Genomic DNA, 18120 nt, shown 5'->3' with positions numbered 1-18120 from the left:
CGAGCAGGCTCACTCCTACATTGGTATTCGGTGTCTGGAAGTTATTTGGCCTTTTTCGGGATCCGCACCACGCGGGTATCCGAATAAATGTCATGCCACGTGCGCTTCTGCTTGTCGAACAGCGACCAGAAGAATCCCAGCCCGATACATAGCCACGACGCAATCGACACCATAAAGCGCAACAGCGCCTGCCACAGGCTGATCGCTGTGCCGTTGGCGTTCTGCACGCGAATGCCCCAGACCTGCATGCCGAGGGTCTGCCCGCCATGGGTCCAGAACTTGGCGAAGAAGCCGAACAACACCAACAGCAGCACTGTGGAGTAGAGCGGATCACCGTCAAGCTGGCCAGCATCGGTCATTGCCCGCAGGCGTTCTTCGCCGATGATCGCGCCCTGGATCAACTTGTAGATGAAGCCAGTGACGATCAGCAGGGCGGTGCACAGCAGGAAGTCGTAGAACATCGCCGCCAGACGACGACCAAGCGCGACAGGAGGGAAGTCCCCTTGGGGCGTGAGCAGGTTTTTCGACATGGCAGCCTCGGGACGCGAATGGAAGCGCCATTTTACGGATTAGCGCGCACAAAAAAGCCCCTGATATCAATATCAGGGGCTTTTTCGTATCAGAAGATCAGGCTTCTGCTTGTACTTCGTCAGCCTGCATGCCTTTCTGGCCCTGCACAGCAACGAAAGTCACTTTCTGGCCTTCTTTCAGGCTTTTGAAGCCGTTGCCCTGAATGGCGCGGAAATGTACGAACAGATCCGGACCGCTTTCTGGAGTGATAAAACCAAAACCTTTCTCGTCGTTAAACCACTTGACGGTACCGCTCTGACGTGTGGACATTTCTTATTTCCTTTGACGCATAAATTGATGACAGCCCCTTTCACATGAAAGAGTACTGGAGCTGGTTGCAAGGAGTAAGAAGACGTCGAGCGGGATGTAGCTAACTTGTAGGCTACTGCCCAGGTCACGATTCCAAGCTGACCCATGCAAACACAGTGGACAAACTCTACGCCAACTACGGGAGAAAAAACAAGCCCCGCGAAGGCCCCGGTTTTACTGCTCTGAACGGCTGTTAGTCAGCTCACTAGTCCGGGCTTAGACGATTGTCTGGTTCTGTTTTTTATAAACGTTATAAGCAACGATCATATTTCACTCGGATGTTAAAAAACGCACTGTTTTATGGCGATTGCGTTACACATTAGTGCACGCATAACGCAATCGCGTTACTTATAGAAACAGTCGATCAACCACGATAGTAGCGTTGTGGAACAAATGGCATTTTGCTTACAAGCATCTGCACCTTTTTCCCACGGACAATGGCCCACACGGGCGTTTCGAGCGCTACGTAAGCACTGTCGAGGTAACCCATTGCCAACGGCCCGCCCAGAGTCGGACCGAAGCCGCCGCTGCAGACACTGCCGATGATCTCGCCAGCCTCGTTGACGATTTCTGCACCTTCACGCACCGGGGTGCGCTCCTGTGGCAGCAGGCCCACGCGTTTGCGTGCGACGCCATTCTGTTGCTGAGCGAAAATCTGCTCCGCGCCGGGGAAACCGCCGGCCCGTGCGCCATCGGCGCGGCGTGGCTTGGAAATCGCCCAGAGCAGGCTGGCTTCGATTGGTGTGGTTTCGGTGTTCATGTCGTGGCCGTACAGGCACAGCCCGGCTTCGAGGCGCAGCGAATCGCGCGCGCCGAGGCCGATGGCCTGGACTTCAGGTTCGGCGAGCAGGGCGCGGGCGAGTTTTTCCGCTTCGGCAGCCGGTACCGAGATTTCGAAACCGTCTTCACCGGTGTAGCCCGAACGGCTGACAAAGCAATCAATGCCGAGCAACGACACACGTTTGAACTGCATGAAGGTCATCTTCGCCACGTCCGGCGCAAGGCGCGCCAGCACCGTTACCGCTGCCGGACCTTGCAAGGCGAGCAGGGCGCGCTCCTCGAACAGCGCCGTAATGGTGCACTGATCGCCGATCTGTTTGTGCAGATGCGCGAGATCCTGATCCTTGCAGGCCGCGTTGACGACCAGGAACAGCTCGTCATTGCCGAGGTTGGCGACCATCAGGTCATCGAGGATGCCGCCGCTTTCGTTGGTGAACATCGCATAACGCTGCATGCCCACCGGCAAGTCGATGATGTCGACCGGTACCAGGGTTTCCAGGGCTTTGGCAGCGTTGGCACCGGTCAGGCGAATCTGGCCCATGTGCGAGACGTCGAACAACCCGGCCTGGTCGCGGGTGTGTTGGTGTTCTTTCATCACGCCGAGCGGGTATTGCACGGGCATGTCGTAGCCGGCGAACGGCACCATGCGCGCGCCGAGTTCGAGGTGCAGCGCGTGCAGCGGGGTTTTCGACAGGGTTTCGGTGGACATGCGTAGCTCCTTGGAAATTAGAGTTTGGGGGTAAGAAGCAAGATCAAGATCAAAAGCCCCTCACCCCAGCCCTCTCCCAGAGGGAGAGGGGGCTAATTGTTCTGGTCAAACGATACTGGACACGGTTATAGGGTTTAGGTCATTTCTCATGCTGCCAAGGCTTCCATTGCTACCGGAGTCCGATATCCGTTGTGACTGTGCAGCCTGATCCGATTGTAATAATGGGTCAGGTAGCGCAACACATCGGTACTAGCCTCATCTTCGTTTCGGTAGCCAGCCTTGGGTATCCATTCAGATTTCAAACTGCCAAAGAAACGCTCCATCGGGGCGTTATCCCAGCAGTTTCCTCGTCGACTCATGCTTTGTTTTATGCGCATGTCCGCCAGCATTTCACGAAATACTTTACTGCTGTAATGACAGCCCTGATCCGAATGGAACATTAGGTTTTCAGGGCGTCCTCGCGACTCGAAAGCCATCTTTAACGCTCGACAGGTCAGAGCTGAATCCGGACTTCTGGACATCGCCCAGCCGACGATGCGCCGGGCATGCAGATCAAGTACAGCAGCCAGATAAACCCAGTAAGTACCGGCCCAAATGTAAGTCACGTCGCCACACCACACTCGATTGGGGACCTCGACATTGAATTTACGCTCCAAATGATTGGGGGCGTATTGCGCCTCCGCACCGCTGGGTTTGTAACGATGCCTGCGCCGTTGCTGACTCTTCAACCCGAGCTCGCGCATCAGGCTACGAGCCATGTAACGACCCACCGACTCTTTTTCGTTACATAGCGCCTTTGACAGGCTGCGCGCGCCCATTGAGCCGCGACTTTGCTCATGTAATTCAGCAGCTTTGATCTTTAGGCGATTGCGCCCGTCATCTACTTTCGCCCGCTGTTTCAGACGCTCGTAATAACTGCTGCGGTTGATTCCAAATACAACGCACAACTCGGATCTTGAATATTGCTCGCTTAACTCCTCGACCAGCCTTACCGATCGAGGGAATCCGACATCAAGAGAGCTGTAGCCTTTTTTAAAATTTCCTTCTCGCGCTCAATCCGTCGAATTGTTGCTTCCAGTTCTTGGATGCGTTGTTGGTCAACGGTCATGGCCTTGGACTTCTCAGGCGTCTTGCCGCTGCGCTCCGCACGCAGTTGCTCAACCCAGCGACGCAGAGCTGTAGGGCCCACGCCCATTGCTTCGCAGGCTTCACTCACCGAATAGTCTTTATCCAAAACCAGGCAAGCCGCATCCCGTTTGAAATCTGTCGAAAAATATCGTCTGGTCAAATCACACCTCGTCTATGGGCGTAGATTACCGCCCTTTAGGGGTGTCCAGAATCATTAAGCCAGATCAAATTACGTTTCTCTCCCTAGGGGAGAGGTGGTCAATTTCGTTTGGCTTGGTTCGTGATCAGCATTCGATAATGTTGACTGCCAAACCGCCGCGGGCGGTTTCCTTGTATTTGCTTTTCATATCGGCGCCGGTCTGGCGCATGGTGCGGATGACTTTGTCGAGGGAGACGAAATGCTGACCGTCGCCACGCATGGCCATGCGCACCGCGTTGATGGCTTTCACCGAGCCCATCGCGTTGCGCTCGATGCACGGCACTTGCACCAGGCCGCCGATCGGGTCGCAGGTCAGGCCGAGGTTGTGTTCCATGCCGATTTCCGCGGCGTTCTCGACTTGCTGCACGCTGCCCCCGAGCACTTCGCACAGGGCGCCGGCTGCCATCGAACAGGCCACACCGACTTCACCCTGGCAGCCGACTTCGGCGCCGGAGATCGAGGCGTTTTCCTTGTAGAGAATGCCGATAGCGGCAGCGGTCAGCAGAAAACGCACGACGCCGTCGTCATTCGCCCCGGGGATAAAACGCATGTAGTAATGCAGCACCGCCGGAATGATTCCCGCCGCGCCATTGGTGGGCGCGGTAACCACGCGTCCGCCGTTGGCGTTTTCTTCGTTGACCGCCAGTGCATAAAGGTTGACCCAGTCAAGCACCGACAGCGGATCACGCAGGGCCGACTCCGGGTTCTTGCACAATTGCCGATGCAGCGCGGCGGCCCGGCGCCTGACCTTCAGACCGCCGGGCAAAATGCCTTCGTTTCTGCAGCCCGCAGCCACGCAGTCCTGCATCACTTGCCAGATGTTCAGCAGGCCGGCGCGAGTCTCGGCTTCCGGGCGCCAGGCGCTTTCGTTGGTCAGCATCACCTGACTGATCGACAGCCCGTAGGTGCTGCAATGGCCCAGCAAGTCCTTGGCGCTTTTGAACGGGAAAGTCAGCGGCGTGGCGTCTTCGACGATGCGATCGGCACCGGCGGCATCTTCATCGACAACAAAACCACCGCCGACCGAATAGTACTCGCGGCTGCGAATCTGAATTGCCGCCGCATCGAAGGCGCGAAAGATCATGCCGTTGGGGTGGTAGGCCAACGGCTTGCGGATCATTGCCAGATGTTCTTTTTCGTTGAACGCAATGCTGTGCTCGCCGAGCAGATTCAGCCGGCCGTTGCCGCGAATCTCCTGCAGGCGCGCGGCAACGGTTTCGGTGTCGACCGTGTCCGGGTGCTCGCCTTCGAGGCCGAGCAACACGGCTTTGTCGCTGCCGTGACCTTTGCCGGTAGCGCCCAGCGAACCGTACAGCTCGACGCGCACGCTGGCGGTGGCCGACAGCAGGTTTTCACGGCGCAGACCTTCGGCGAACCGCGCCGCCGCGCGCATCGGGCCGACGGTGTGGGAACTGGAGGGACCGATGCCAATCTTGAACAGGTCGAACACGCTTAACGACATGAGTGGTTCTCCGGTTTCTTGTTATGGGGATTGGCAGGTTCGTGCGGCTGACCACATTCCCCTGTAGGAGTGAGCCTGCTCGCGATAACGGTATGTCGGATAACAATTGAGTCGGCTGATCCACCGCTATCGCGAGCAGGCTCACTCCTACAGGGGGCTGCGGCGTGTGGGGGATCGGTGCAACTGATCCCCCTATACGGTTAAGCGTAGCTTTCGATCGATGGGCAGGCGCACACTAGGTTGCGATCACCGAAGACGTTGTCGACCCGGCCGACCGGCGGCCAGTATTTGCCTTCGATCAGCGAGGCGACCGGGTACACCGCTTGCTCGCGGCTGTACGGGTGAGTCCACTCGCCGACCAGTTCCGCTGCGGTGTGCGGGGCGTTTTTCAGTGGGTTGTCTTCCTTGTCCAGGGTGCCGTTTTCCACTGCGCGGATTTCTTCGCGGATGCGGATCATGGCGTCGCAGAAGCGATCCAGTTCTTCCTTGGATTCGCTTTCGGTCGGCTCGATCATCAGCGTGCCAGCGACCGGGAACGACATGGTCGGCGCGTGGAAGCCGAAGTCGATCAGGCGCTTGGCGACGTCATCGACGCTGATGCCGCTGCTGTCTTTCAACGGACGCAGATCGAGGATGCATTCGTGCGCCACCAGACCATTGCTGCCGGTGTACAGCACTGGGTAGTGCTCTTCCAGACGACGGGAAATGTAGTTGGCATTGAGGATCGCCAGTTGCGAAGCGCGCTTCAGACCGGCGCCACCCATCATGCGGATATACATCCAGGTGATCGGCAGAATGCTTGCGCTGCCGAAAGGTGCTGCGCAGACCGCGCCTTCCTTGCGTTCCATCTGGCCGTGGCCTGGCAGGAACGGGGTCAAGTGCGATTTGACGCCAATCGGGCCGACGCCCGGGCCGCCACCGCCGTGAGGGATACAGAAGGTTTTGTGCAGGTTCAGGTGGGAGACATCGCCGCCGAACTTGCCCGGGGCGCAGAGGCCGACCATGGCGTTCATGTTGGCGCCGTCGATGTACACCTGGCCGCCGTTGTCGTGAATGATCGCGCAGATTTCGCGGATGCCTTCTTCGAACACGCCGTGGGTCGACGGGTAAGTGATCATCAATGCAGCGAGGTGTTCACGGTGCTCGATGGCTTTGGCGCGCAGGTCTTCGATGTCGACGTTGCCACGGGCATCGCACGCGGTGACGACCACGCGCATGCCGGCCATTTGCGCGGTAGCCGGGTTGGTGCCGTGGGCCGACGACGGGATCAGGCAGATGTCACGGCGCTCATCGCCACGGCTCTGGTGGTAGGCGCGGATTGCCAGGAGACCTGCGTATTCACCTTGCGAACCAGCGTTCGGTTGCAGCGAGATCGCGTCGTAACCGGTGGCGGCACAGAGCATCGCTTCCAGTTCATCGGTCAGTTGCTGGTAACCGGCGCTTTGCGCGGCCGGGGCGAACGGGTGCAGCGCACCGAATTCGGCCCAGGTCACCGGAATCATTTCGCTGGCGGCGTTGAGTTTCATGGTGCACGAGCCCAGCGGGATCATGGTGCGATCCAGCGCCAGGTCTTTGTCCGCCAGTTTGCGCAGGTAGCGCATCAGCTCGGTTTCCGAGTGATAGCGGTTGAACACCGGGTGGCTGAGGATCGGCGACTGACGTACCAGCGCAGCAGGGATGGTGCTCTGCACCGAAGCAGCCAGTGCAGCGAAGTCCGGCAGGGTCTTGCCGTCGGCGAACAGGCCCCACAGGGTTTCGATATCAGCCTGGGTGGTGGTTTCATCGACCGACAGGCCCAGACGTTCAGCGTCGACCACGCGCAGGTTGATCTGCGCAGCGTGCGCCTTGTCGTGCAGCGCGGCGGTGTGTGCGCCGGTGGCTACAGTCAGGGTGTCGAAGAAACTGGCTTGTTCGACGTTAGCGCCCAGTGCGCTCAGGCCCTTGGCCAGAATCGCGGTCAGGTGGTGCACGCGGTTGGCGATCTGGGTCAGGCCTTTCGGGCCGTGGTAGACGGCGTACATGCTGGCGATGTTGGCCAGCAGCACCTGCGCGGTGCAGATGTTCGACGTGGCCTTTTCGCGGCGGATGTGTTGCTCGCGGGTCTGCATCGCCAGACGCAGGGCCGGCTTGCCGAAGCGGTCAACCGAGACACCGACCAGACGGCCGGGCATGTCACGCTTGAACGCATCTTTGGTGGAGAAGTAAGCGGCGTGCGGGCCACCGAAGCCCAGCGGCACGCCGAAGCGTTGCGCTGAACCGATCGCCACGTCGGCGCCGAATTCGCCCGGTGCGGTGAGCAGGGTCAGGGCCAGCAGATCAGCGGCCACGGCGACCAAAGCGTTGGCGGCGTGGAAGCGTTCGGTCAGTTCGCGGTAGTCGAACAGATCACCGTTGCTCGCCGGGTATTGCAGCAGCGCGCCGAAGAACGGCGTCACGTCAGTCAGCTCGCGCTCATCGCCCACTACAACTTCAATGCCCAGCGGCTCGGCACGGGTGCGCAGCACGTCGAGGGTTTGCGGGTGGCTGTGGATCGAGGCGAAGAATTGGTGGCTGCCCTTGTTCTTGCTCAGGCGTTTGCAGAAGGTCATGGCTTCGGCAGCGGCGGTGGCTTCGTCGAGCAGGGAGGCGTTGGCGATCGGCAGGCCGGTGAGGTCGCTGATCAGGGTCTGGAAGTTCAGCAGCGCTTCGAGACGGCCCTGGGAAATTTCTGGCTGATACGGGGTGTAAGCGGTGTACCAGGCCGGGTTTTCCAGCAGGTTGCGCAGGATCGGCGACGGCGTGTGGCAGTTGTAGTAGCCCTGGCCGATGTAGGTTTTGAACAGCTGATTCTTGCCGGCGATGGATTTGATCATCGCCAGGGCGTCGGCTTCGCTGAGGCCGTCGTCCATGCCGAGCACGCTGGTGCCCTTGATGCTTTCCGGGATGACGCTGGCGCTCAGCGCTTCAAGCGAGTCGAAGCCGAGGCTGTTGAGCATGGCTTGCTCGTCACCGGCGCGCGGGCCGATGTGACGGGCGATGAATTCGTTGGCGGTGCCGAGATTGATCTGGCTCATGGCGTAATTCCTCAGGCTTCGGCTTGGGCTTTGATCAGACGGTCGTAAGCGTCTTGATCGAGTAGTTGGCCGACAGCGGCGGCGTCGCTTGGCTGGAAGCGGAAGAACCAGCCTTCGCCCAGCGGATCTTCGTTGACCAGCTCAGGAGCGTTTTCCAGAGCCGGGTTGACGGCCAGTACTTCGCCGTCGAGCGGCATGTACACGCCGCTGGCGGCTTTCACCGATTCCACGGTGGCGGCTTCGGCGCCTTTTTCGTAAGCCTGCAGCTCAGGCAGTTGCACGAACACCACGTCGCCCAGGGCGTTCTGCGCAAACGCGGTGATGCCGACAGTGACACTGCCGTCGGCTTCGGTGCGCAGCCATTCGTGATCTTCAGTAAAACGCAACTCGCTCATGGAAACTCCTCAGGGGGCCAGACGCGTCTGGTGGACGCGGTGGAAAGCTTGGGGCGTGGAAGCCCTCATAGATGAGGAGACAGGTAGCAAGAATGCGGCCAAGGTTAATTTGTCGATGTAAATCAATGGGTTGGCTGATTTTCGCACTTCTCGGGATATCGCTGTTGTAGCGAAATCGCTACAGCTTGGGGCGAGGAGAAAAGCTGAGCGGGATCAAAGCGTTGCGCAGCACAGGTCATAGGCGGGTGTAGCGATATCGTTCCGCTGTAGCGCTTTCGGTACAGGTGAAGGTCGCTTTTGAACAGATTTCGAATCCGTCACAAATCATTGTAGGAGTGAGCCTGCTCGCGATAGCGGTGTGGCAGACGACAAATTAATTGACTAAACCGCTATCGCGAGCAGGCTCACTCCTACAAGGGGGAGCGGCAATGAGTCAGGGTTTATTGGGAATGCCGTACTTGCGCAATCGATGGGCGATGGCGGTATGCGAAGTTTGCAAGCGGCTCGCCAGTTGCCGGGTCGAGGGGTAGCTGACGTAGAGCTTTTCCAGCAGCTCTCTCTCGAAGGACTCGACGGCTTGTTCAAGACTGTCGACGTCGGTGTCGGCCTGGCGCGCCACTGAGGTGCCGGCAATGTCGAGGTCGCCGATATCGACCAGGCTGCTCTCGCAAATCGCTGCCGCGCGGAAAATCACGTTCTGCAGTTGCCGCACGTTGCCCGGCCAGAGATTGCCGAGCAGCGCCGGATAAGTCCCCGGCGCCAGGCGGCAGACCGGGCGCTGGATCTGCGCACAGGCTTGCTGCATGAAATACCGCGCCAACAGCAGAATGTCCTGGCCGCGTTCACGCAGCGGCGGCACTTCGACGTTGAGCACGTTGAGGCGATAGAACAGGTCTTCGCGGAACAGGCCTTCGCTGACCATTTTTTCCAGATCGCGGTGGGTCGCGCTGAGGATGCGCACGTTGACCTTCACTTCACGATCACCGCCGACGCGGCGGAAGCTGCCGTCGTTCAGGAAACGCAGGAGCTTGGCCTGCAAGTACGGTGACATCTCGCCGATCTCATCGAGAAACACCGTGCCCTGATTGGCCAGTTCCATCAGCCCCGGTTTACCGCCACGCGCGGCGCCGGTGAAAGCACCGGGGGCGTAGCCAAACAGTTCGCTTTCGGCGAGGTTTTCCGGCAGTGCCGCGCAGTTCAGGGCGAGAAACGGTGCGCTGTGCCGCGCACTGATCGCGTGGCACGCGCGGGCGACCAGTTCTTTGCCGGTACCGGTTTCGCCTTGAATCAATAAAGGTGCGTCAAGCGCCGCGACCCTTTGCGCGCGGGCCTTGAGGGTGCGGATCGCCGGGGATTCGCCGAGCAGCGCGTCGAAGCCTTCGGCGTGGTCGTGATGCAGCGCCGAGAGCTGTTCGCCGATGCGGTTCGGCTGATAGAGGGTCAGCAGGGCGCCGGCGTCGGTGATCGGCGTGGCATCCAGCAACAGCGTCTGGCCGTTGACGGTGATCTCGCGCAGCGGCAGGCGGAAGCCGTTTTCCAGCAGGGTGCCGAGCAGGCCGGGATCATTGAACAGCGCCGACACGCTTTCGCCAGCGGGTTCGCGACCGTACAACGCGATCAACGCCGGGTTGGCCAGCAGCACCTTGCCGGCGCTATCTAGGGCCAACACCGGATCGGTCATCGCCGCGAGCAGGGCATCGAGCTGCAAATGCCGACGCTGGCCGGGCAGGATATCGACCACGGTTACCGCTACCACGCCGAGCACCCGAAACAGCGCATCTTTCAGCTCTTCGAGCACTTGCGGGCTCAGGGTTGGCGCGTCGATGTAGACGTTCGGCGGGATCATCTCCACCGCATCCAGATTGAGATTGCGCCCACCGAGGATAGCCAGGACTTCCTGGGTGATGCCGACGCGGTCGATGAAGCTGACGTGGATACGCATGGGGCGGTTCAGTGATCTGCAGAGCGGAGGGGGGCAAGTATGCCTTGGGCTTGAAGAGAGGTGAAAGCAAAAGCACCCTCACCCCAGCCCTCTCCCGGAGGGAGAGGGGGTCGACCGAGGTGTCTGGGGTTATGCATCGACCTGAAAGTACCGGGCGATTATGGATTCAGTGATGCAGGATCAGGTCGACGCAATGCTGCAGCATCCCCCAATCGGTCCCCTCTCCCTCTGGGAGAGGGTTAGGGTGAGGGGCTTTGGATTTTTATTCGAAATGCTCGAGATTGACCGGATCCCCTGACTGCATATTCAACTTCTGCCGAATGTCTTCGAACATCAGGTCGTAATGCTTGTGCACCGAGCCGATCTGGCTGTGGGTCTTGGGGATTCCGTACTTCTCGGCGATCCGGGTCACGTCACGGGCGAAGTTGTAGGCCTCCTCCTTAGGCAGGAAAAACGTTTCCTTCATGTCCTTGCCCTGCATGCTGCCATGCAGGTTGAACTGAATCCCTTTGCCTTTCTGCGGATCGGTGAACACTTCATAGTCCAGATGCACGTTGTAATTGACGTCATCGTCGGTCAACGCGTGCCGCTCGATATGCAGATGACCGGGTTCGAATTGGGCCATTGAGCTACTCCTTTCAAGGCATGGGAGCGGAGCAGGTCTTGTGCCTGCTCCGGCGTTTATTGTTATCGGTAGCTGATCCCCGGCTTCGCCGTGCTGACCCGCGTACCGGCGGTGCCCTGGACGATGGCTTCGATATCGGCCAGCGAACCGATCACCGCGACCTTGCCAGTATGGCGTGCGAACTCGCAAGCTGCCTGCACCTTCGGCCCCATGGAACCGGCGGCGAAACCGAGGCGTTCGAGTTCGTCCGGGTGGGCTTCGGCGATGGCTTTCTGGGTGGGTTTGCCGTAGTCGATGAACGCCGCGTTGACGTCGGTGGCGATCACCAGCAGGTCGGCTTCCAGTTGCTCGGCGAGCAGCGACGAGCACAGGTCCTTGTCGATTACCGCCTCGATGCCTTTGAGATTGCGCTGTTCGTCATACATGGTCGGAATGCCGCCGCCACCGGCGCAGATCACAATGCTGCCCTTGTCCAGCAGCCACTTGATCGGGCGGATTTCGAAGATGCGTTTCGGCCGTGGACTGGCGACGACACGGCGGAACTTGTCGCCGTCGGCAGCAATTGCCCAGCCTTTTTCGGCGGCGAGTTTTTCCGCTTCGGCTTTTTCGTACACCGGGCCGATCGGCTTGGTCGGGTTCTTGAAGGCCGGGTCGTTGGCGTCGACTTCGACCTGGGTGAGCAGGGTGGCGAACGGCACTTCGAAGTCGAGCAGATTGCCCAGTTCCTGTTCGATGATGTAGCCGATCATGCCCTCGGTTTCGGCGCCGAGCACGTCCAGCGGGTACGGAGTGACAGACGTATAGGCCGCCGCTTGCAGCGACAGCAGGCCGACTTGCGGGCCATTGCCGTGGGCGATGACCAGTTGGTTGCCGGGATGGATCTTGGCGATTTGCTCGGTGGCGATGCGGATGTTGGCGCGCTGATTGTCAGCGGTCATCGGCTCACCACGGCGGAGCAGGGCGTTACCGCCCAGGGCTACGACGATACGCATGGTGCAATCCTTCTAAGCAGAGGAGTGGCAAACGACTCGATCAATTGTAGGAGTGAGCCTGCTCGCGATGACGGAGCATCAGTCGACATTAATGTTGAATGTCAGACCGCTATCGCGAGCAGGCTCACTCCTACATGGAGCGGTGCCGCTCTTAGAGATCAGCCAGGGTCGAGACCAGGATCGCCTTGATCGTGTGCATGCGGTTCTCCGCTTGCTCGAAGGCGATGCAGGCCGGCGACTCGAACACGTCGTCGGTCACTTCGATGCCGTTTTTCAGATGCGGATATTGTTCGGCGATCTGTTTGCCGACCTTGGTGTCACTGTTGTGGAACGCTGGCAGGCAGTGCATGAACTTGGTGCGCGGGTTGCCGGTGGCTTTCATCAGCTCGGCGTTGACCTGATACGGCAGCAGCTGCTGGATGCGCTCGGCCCAGGCTTCCACCGGTTCGCCCATCGATACCCAGACATCGGTGTGAATGAAGTCGACGCCTTTGACCGCTTCCTTCGGATCTTCGGTGAGGGTGATGCGTGCGCCACTTTCCTCACCGTATTTTTTGCAGCGCGCTACCAGATCGTCCAGTGGCCACAGGGCTTTTGGCGCGCAGATGCGCACATCCATGCCGAGTTTGGCGCCGATCAGCAACAGCGAGTTGCCCATGTTGTTGCGCGCATCGCCGAGGTAGGCGTAGCTGATTTCGTGGATCGGCTTGTCGGCGTGCTCACGCATGGTCAGCACGTCGGCGATCATCTGGGTCGGGTGATATTCATCGGTCAGGCCGTTGAACACCGGCACACCGGCAAACTTGGCCAGTTCCTCGACGATTTCCTGTTTGAAGCCACGGTACTCGATGGCGTCGTACATGCGCCCGAGCACGCGGGCGGTGTCCTTCATGCTTTCCTTGTGGCCGATCTGCGAGGAGTTCGGGTCGATGTAGGTGACGTTGGCGCCCTGGTCGTAGGCCGCCACTTCGAAGGCGCAACGGGTGCGGGTCGAGGTTTTTTCGAAGATCAGGGCGATGTTGTTGCCCTTCAGGTGTTGCTGCTCGGTGCCGGTGTATTTCGCGCGTTTGAGATCGCGGGACAGGTCGAGCAGGTAACGCAATTCGCGAGGGGTGTGGTGTTCCAGGCTCAGCAAATTACGGTTGTGGATGTTAAAAGCCATGATGGATCTCCTTCGGTGTCGGTTATCCCCCTGGCCGCACTGGGTAAGTGCCGGCCAGGGCTCAGAGGTTTAGTAGTCGATTGGGTCACGCACGATCGGGCAGGTCATGCAGTGGCCGCCGCCACGGCCGCGACCGAGTTCGCCGGCGCTGATGGTGATGACTTCCACGCCGGCCTTGCGCAGCAGGGTATTGGTGTAGGTGTTGCGGTCGTAGCCGATGACCACGCCGGGTTCCATCGCCACCACGTTGTTGCCGTCGTCCCATTGCTCGCGTTCGGCGGCGAAGCTGTTGCCGCCGGTTTCCACCACGCGCAGTTTCGGCAGGTTGAGCGCAGCGGCGACGGTGTCGAGGAAGCTGCCTTCTTCGCGGCGGATGTCGATGCCACCCTGTTTGCTTTCGTCAGGACGCAGGGTGAAGGCGACGATCTGGTTGACCACTTCCGGGAAGATCGTCACCAGGTCGCGGTCGCAGAAGCTGAACACGGTGTCCAGGTGCATTGCTGCGCGGGACTTCGGCAGGCCGGCGACGATGACTTTTTCCACCGCTTTGTTGTTGAACAGGTTCAGCGCCAGTTGGCCGATGGCCTGCCGCGATGAACGCTCGCCCATGCCGATCAGCACCACGCCGTTGCCGATCGGCATGACGTCGCCGCCCTCGAGGGTGGAGTTGCCGTGGTCCTTGTCCGGGTCGCCGTACCAGATCTCGAATTCGGCGTTGGTGAACTGCGGATGGAATTTGTAGATGGCGGTGGTCAGCAAGGTTTCCTGACGGCGCGCCGGCCAGTACATCGGGTTCAGCGTCACGCCGCCGTAGATCCAGCAGGTGGTGTCGCGGGTGAACTGGGTGTTCGGCAGCGGCGGCAGGATGAAGCTGGAGTGGCCGAGGAAGTCGCGGAACATCTGGATGGTCTTGCCACCGAAGCTGTCCGGCAGATCATCGGCCGAGACGCCGCCAATCAGGAATTCGGCGATGTGCCGTGGCTCAAGGCTTTTCAGCCAGGATTTGACCTCACTGATCAGGCCCAGGCCCACCGAGTCGGCGGTGACCTTGCGCTCAAGAATCCAGTCCAGGGCTTCGGGAATGGCGACGATGTCGGTCAGCAGGTTGTGCATTTCCAGCACGTCGATGCCGCGTTCGCGCATCTTGGTGACGAAGTCGAAGTGGTCGCGCTTGGCCTGTGCCACCCACAGCACGTCGTCGAACAGCAGTTCATCGCAGTTGTTCGGGGTCAGCCGCTGATGGGCCAGACCTGGGGAGCAAACCATGACTTTACGCAGTTTCCCGGCTTCGGAGTGGACGCCGTACTTCACTTTTTCCGTGGTCATTTCTGTGTTCCTCCAGATGACAGATCAATCAGGGGTTACAGCGTCAGGAAGCCATCGTAGAGACCGTAGGCCGCCACCACGGCGCCCACGACCACTGCGGCGAAAATCAGCTTCTCGACGTTGGTGAAAACCGGTTGTTTGAGTTCCAGCTTGGCCTTGGCGAACAGGATCGCACCGGGCGCATAAAGCAGGGCCGACAGCAGCAGGTACTTGACCCCGCCGGCGTACAACAACCACACCGCATAGATCAGGGCGATACCGCCGATGATCAGATCCTTGCGCCGCTCGGCGGCAAACCCTTCGTAGCTCTCGCCGCGCACCGCCAGCAGCAGGGCATAGGCCGCCGACCACAGGTAGGGCACCAGAATCATCGAGGTGGCGAGGTAGATCAGCGACAGGTACGTGCTGGCCGAGAACAGCGTGATGATGAGGAAAATCTGCACCATGGCATTGGTCAGCCACAGCGCGTTGACCGGCACGTGGTTGGCGTTTTCCTTGCGCAGGAACTCCGGCATGGTGTGGTCTTTGGCGGCGGCGAACATGATCTCCGCACACAGCAGCACCCATGACAGCAGCGCGCCCAGCAGCGAAATGATCAGACCGACGCTGATCAGCACCGCGCCCCAGTGCCCGACCACGTGTTCAAGCACGGCGGCCATCGAGGGGTTCTGCAGTTTCGCCAGTTCCGGCTGGGTCATGATGCCCAGCGACAGCACGTTCACCAGCACCAGAAACAGCAGCACGGTGATGAAGCCGATCACGGTGGCCTTGCCGACATCCGAACGTTTCTCGGCGCGGGCGGAGAAGATGCTCGCGCCTTCGATGCCGATAAACACCCAGACGGTGACCAGCATCATGTTGCGCACCTGGTTCATCACACTGCCCAGATCCGGGTTTTTCACGCCCCAGATGTCGGCGGTGAAGATGTCCAGTTTGAACGCGAAGACCGCAATCAGCACGAACAGCAGCAGCGGCACGACCTTGGCGACCGTGGTCACCAGGTTGATGAACGCCGCTTCCTTGATTCCGCGCAGCACCAGGAAGTGCACGCCCCACAGCAGCAAGGACGCGCCGATCACCGCCGCCGGCGTGTTGCCTTCGCCGAAGATCGGAAAGAAGTAGCCGAGGGTGCTGAACAGCAGAACGAAGTAGCCAACGTTGCCCAGCCAGGCGCTGATCCAGTAACCCCAGGCAGACGAGAAGCCCATGTAGTCGCCGAATCCGGCCTTGGCGTAGGCGTAGACCCCGCCGTCCAGGTCAGGCTTGCGATTGGCGAGGGTCTGAAAGACGAAAGCGAGGGTGAGCATGCCGACGGCGGTGATGGCCCAGCCGATCAGCACGGCACCGACGTCGGCGCTGGCGGCCATGTTTTGCGGCAACGAAAATATCCCGCCACCGATCATTGAACCGACTACCAGTGCAACCAGTGCACCGAGTCTTAGTTTTCCGGGCGCTTCAGACATTTGCATGACTCCATTGCAGGAAAGGAGAGCTCACAGCCTAGTACCGTTGTCTGTTCGAATAGCTGACTTGGATCAGTGCATGGCCACATTCCATTGTTAATGAATGACTTATCCACCCGTTGCGGGCATAACGCTGTGCTCTGAAAGGCCCGCGACAGAGCCTTTTCGCTAATGCAATTGGGAATAGCTATTAATGCTTTCGAACTATGACGCTAGTTGCTTTTGCGGGTTTGGCAAATGTCCGTCATCTGTTTTCAGTACAGAATCGAATTATCAGGATCAGCGCACAAAACTGACTTAACGTGCTACGCGTTATCGTCATCCGCTATATATAAATGTGCTCGCCTATGCATTACCTGATAAACGTCATCTACTCTTAGGCTTTTAGTCAGCTGTTGTTACAAATAAATAACAGCGGCTTGTTCAAGGAGATCTGCATGTCGCAACCGACGCAAAAGCTGCGCCTTGGTGCGTTGATCGCTCTGGTGGTGGGCTCGATGATCGGCGGGGGGATTTTCTCGTTGCCGCAGAACATGGCGGCGCGCGCCGATGCCGGGGCGATCCTGATTGGCTGGGGCATTACCGCGATCGGCATGCTGACCTTGGCCTTCGTCTTTCAGACCCTGGCCAATCGCAAACCGGAGCTGGACTCGGGCGTCTATGCCTATGCCAAGGCCGGGTTTGGCGATTACATGGGCTTTTCGTCGGCCTGGGGTTACTGGATCAGCGCCTGGCTGGGCAACGTCGGTTATTTCGTCTTGCTGTTCAGCACCCTCGGCTACTTCTTTCCGGTGTTCGGCCAGGGCAACACGCCGATCGCCATCGGCTGCGCCTCGGTACTGTTGTGGGCGGTGCACTTTCTGGTGATGCGCGGAATCAAGGAGGCGGCGCTGATCAACCAGTTGACCACCGTGGCCAAGGTCGTACCGCTGATCATGTTCATCGTCATCGCTGCCGTGGCGTTCAAGGCGGACATCTTCACCCGCGACATCTGGGGCCGCAGCAACCCGAACTTCGGCGGGGTGATGGACCAGGTGCGCAACATGATGCTGGTCACCGTGTTCGTGTTCATCGGCATCGAAGGCGCCAGTGTGTATTCGGCGCGGGCGGAAAAACGCAGCGATGTCGGCCGCGCCACGGTGATCGGTTTCATCGGCGTGCTGGCGCTGCTGGTGCTGGTCAATGTGCTGTCGCTGGGGATCATGAGCCAGCCGGAACTGGCCAATCTGCAGAATCCTTCACTGGCGGCGGTGCTCGAACACATCGTCGGGCCGTGGGGCGCGTTGCTGATCAGCGTCGGGCTGGCGATTTCCCTGTTGGGCGCGTTGCTGTCGTGGGCTCTGCTGTGCGCAGAAATCCTCTTCGCCACGGCCAAGGACAAAACCATGCCGGCGTTCCTCAAGAAGGAAAACAACAATCACGTGCCGGTCAACGCGCTGTGGCTGACTAACGCGATGATCCAGATTTTCCTGCTGATCACGCTGTTCTCGGCGGGTACTTACACCAGTCTGATCTATCTGGCCTCGTCGATGATTCTGGTGCCGTATCTGTGGTCGGCGGCCTACGCGGTGCTGCTCAGCGGGCGCGGTGAAACCTACGAACACGCCTCGGCCGAACGCACCAAGGATCTGCTGATTGGCGGCATCGCACTGATTTACGCGGTGTGGCTGTTGTACGCCGGCGGGGTGAAGTATCTGCTGCTGTCGGCGCTGTTGTATGCCCCCGGGGTGATTCTGTTTGCCAAGGCCAAGCATGAACAGGGCCAGCCGGTTTTTACCACGGTGGAGAAAGGGATTTTTGCCTGCGTGGTGATTGGCGCGGGGCTGGCGGCGTATGGGTTGTATAGCGGGGTGTTGGCGTTGTGATCTGAAAAGCAGCTCCTCACCCCAGCCCTCTGCCTGAGGTAGAGGGGGCCGACCGGGGGATATTGGCGAATTACGCCGACGTGAAAGACCTTGACCGAATCCATAATCGACTGGTTTTTCAGGTCGACGTATAGCGCAAG

The 18120-nt window shown here is 59.6% G+C and carries 14 protein-coding genes; 1 reads left to right on the top strand and 13 read right to left on the bottom strand.

Features of this window, described 5'->3' with window-relative positions:
- Nucleotides 1–41: 41 nt before the first annotated feature.
- The 13 genes from LIS66_RS20640 to arcD (LIS66_RS20580) all read right to left on the bottom strand — a co-directional run bounded on the left by LIS66_RS20640 (nt 42) and on the right by arcD (LIS66_RS20580) (nt 16115).
- The gene (locus LIS66_RS20640; protein ID WP_064365005.1) at nt 42–530 is read right to left on the bottom strand and encodes an RDD family protein; all 489 of its coding nucleotides are present in this window, start codon (nt 528–530) and stop codon (nt 42–44) included.
- A gap of 97 nt (nt 531–627) precedes the next feature.
- On the bottom strand, nt 628–840 hold the full coding sequence (locus LIS66_RS20635) for a cold-shock protein (RefSeq protein WP_003227496.1): 213 nt from the start codon (nt 838–840) through the stop codon (nt 628–630).
- Between the two features lie 403 nt (nt 841–1243).
- A complete protein-coding gene (gene gcvT / locus LIS66_RS20630) occupies nt 1244–2368 on the bottom strand; it encodes a glycine cleavage system aminomethyltransferase GcvT (protein ID WP_227972955.1) in 1125 nt (374 codons plus the stop codon).
- A gap of 146 nt (nt 2369–2514) precedes the next feature.
- Nucleotides 2515–3656 (bottom strand): IS3 family transposase gene (locus tag LIS66_RS20625; protein ID WP_371919907.1). Its coding sequence is split into 2 segments (ribosomal slippage): nt 2515–3395 and nt 3395–3656, totalling 1143 coding nucleotides; the frame shifts between segments, so codons are not numbered across the junction.
- A 124-nt stretch (nt 3657–3780) separates the two neighbouring features.
- Nucleotides 3781–5157 carry an L-serine ammonia-lyase gene (locus LIS66_RS20620; protein ID WP_227972954.1) on the bottom strand — a complete coding sequence of 459 codons (1377 nt, stop codon included), beginning with the start codon at nt 5155–5157 and terminating at the stop codon, nt 3781–3783.
- 200 nt (nt 5158–5357) lie between these two features.
- On the bottom strand, nt 5358–8210 hold the full coding sequence (gene gcvP / locus LIS66_RS20615) for an aminomethyl-transferring glycine dehydrogenase (RefSeq protein ID WP_227972953.1): 2853 nt from the start codon (nt 8208–8210) through the stop codon (nt 5358–5360).
- 11 nt (nt 8211–8221) lie between these two features.
- On the bottom strand, nt 8222–8605 hold the full coding sequence (gene gcvH, locus LIS66_RS20610; RefSeq protein WP_042607278.1) for a glycine cleavage system protein GcvH: 384 nt from the start codon (nt 8603–8605) through the stop codon (nt 8222–8224).
- A gap of 433 nt (nt 8606–9038) precedes the next feature.
- The gene (locus LIS66_RS20605; RefSeq protein ID WP_227972952.1) at nt 9039–10547 is read right to left on the bottom strand and encodes a sigma-54-dependent transcriptional regulator; all 1509 of its coding nucleotides are present in this window, start codon (nt 10545–10547) and stop codon (nt 9039–9041) included.
- 262 nt (nt 10548–10809) lie between these two features.
- Nucleotides 10810–11172 carry a DUF5064 family protein gene (locus LIS66_RS20600; RefSeq protein WP_227972951.1) on the bottom strand — a complete coding sequence of 121 codons (363 nt, stop codon included), beginning with the start codon at nt 11170–11172 and terminating at the stop codon, nt 10810–10812.
- Nucleotides 11173–11234: 62 nt separating this feature from the next.
- Nucleotides 11235–12164, bottom strand: coding sequence for a carbamate kinase (gene arcC / locus LIS66_RS20595; protein ID WP_016770621.1), 930 nt, complete (start codon nt 12162–12164; stop codon nt 11235–11237).
- A gap of 151 nt (nt 12165–12315) precedes the next feature.
- Nucleotides 12316–13326, bottom strand: a complete 1011-nt coding sequence (locus tag LIS66_RS20590) for an ornithine carbamoyltransferase (protein ID WP_041479782.1) — start codon at nt 13324–13326, stop codon at nt 12316–12318.
- Between the two features lie 69 nt (nt 13327–13395).
- On the bottom strand, nt 13396–14652 hold the full coding sequence (gene arcA / locus LIS66_RS20585) for an arginine deiminase (RefSeq protein ID WP_123418871.1): 1257 nt from the start codon (nt 14650–14652) through the stop codon (nt 13396–13398).
- Between the two features lie 35 nt (nt 14653–14687).
- Entirely contained in the window at nt 14688–16115 is a 1428-nt protein-coding gene (arcD, locus tag LIS66_RS20580) for an arginine-ornithine antiporter (protein ID WP_065616731.1), read from the bottom strand.
- Nucleotides 16116–16552: 437 nt separating this feature from the next.
- On the opposite strand from arcD (LIS66_RS20580), the gene arcD (LIS66_RS20575) reads away from it, so the two are divergent.
- On the top strand, nt 16553–17980 hold the full coding sequence (gene arcD, locus LIS66_RS20575) for an arginine-ornithine antiporter (RefSeq protein WP_227972950.1): 1428 nt from the start codon (nt 16553–16555) through the stop codon (nt 17978–17980).
- The last annotated feature ends 140 nt before the right edge of the window (nt 17981–18120 follow it).

The organism is Pseudomonas sp. HN2, assembly GCF_020736465.1.
Taxonomy (GTDB): Bacteria; Pseudomonadota; Gammaproteobacteria; order Pseudomonadales; family Pseudomonadaceae; genus Aquipseudomonas; species Aquipseudomonas moraviensis_A.
Note: the sequence above shows the minus strand (reverse complement) of the source record. Positions and strands in the feature narration are given on the sequence as shown.